At 38.9% G+C, this 778-nt stretch carries 1 protein-coding gene; it reads left to right on the forward strand.

Annotated features, from left to right (window positions below):
- Positions 1-18: 18 nt before the first annotated feature.
- A complete protein-coding gene (locus tag GW12_RS06110; RefSeq protein WP_034584904.1) occupies positions 19-591 on the forward strand; it encodes a peptidylprolyl isomerase in 573 nt (190 codons plus the stop codon).
- Positions 592-778 lie beyond the last annotated feature (187 nt).

Consider the following 778-nt stretch of genomic DNA (forward strand, 5'->3'; position numbering starts at 1 on the left):
ACTTTCGCAAGAGGTCTAATGTTAAAAAAATCATTATATGCATTCACCCTGACGGCAATGGCATTACCGGCAATGGCTGCCAATACTGTGGTGGAAATGAGTACTTCCATGGGGAACATTGAGATTGAGCTTTATAATGACAAAGCACCGATCTCTGCCAAAAATTTTGAAGACTATGTTAAAGCCAACTTTTATAAAGGCACCATCTTTCACCGGGTAATTCCTGAGTTCATGATTCAAGGTGGCGGCTTTGATGCCAACATGGAAGAAAAAGCCAATAATAAGGCGCCCATCAAAAATGAATCTTACAATGGCTTAAGTAACCAGCGCGGTACACTGGCGATGGCACGTACTAATGATCCAGATTCAGCACGTTCCCAGTTCTTTATTAACCTAGTGAATAATGACTTCCTGAACCGTTCTGCACGTAATGCTGGTTATGCGGTCTTTGGTAAAGTAACCAAAGGTATGGATGTTGTCGATAAAATCGCCAAAGTGCCAACCCGCACCTATGCCATGCATCAGAATGTACCGGTAAAACCCGTCATGATTCATAGTGTGAGTATTAAAACAACAAACCCAACAAAATAAGTCGAAAATAATGCATTAATACTTTATGTTATTTTTATTTTATAATCATGTATTTATGTTAAATATGAAATAAAAATGATCTATATTGGTGCGTAAAAATGATACACTCGTGATTTGTGTCCGTTAAAAGCGCTTGCTTGTGTAAGAAATTGCCCTATAATGCACACATACCGACGCGATACAGCGA

This window comes from Acinetobacter sp. HR7, from assembly GCF_000773685.1.
In the GTDB taxonomy this organism is placed as follows: Bacteria; Pseudomonadota; Gammaproteobacteria; order Pseudomonadales; family Moraxellaceae; genus Acinetobacter; species Acinetobacter thermotolerans.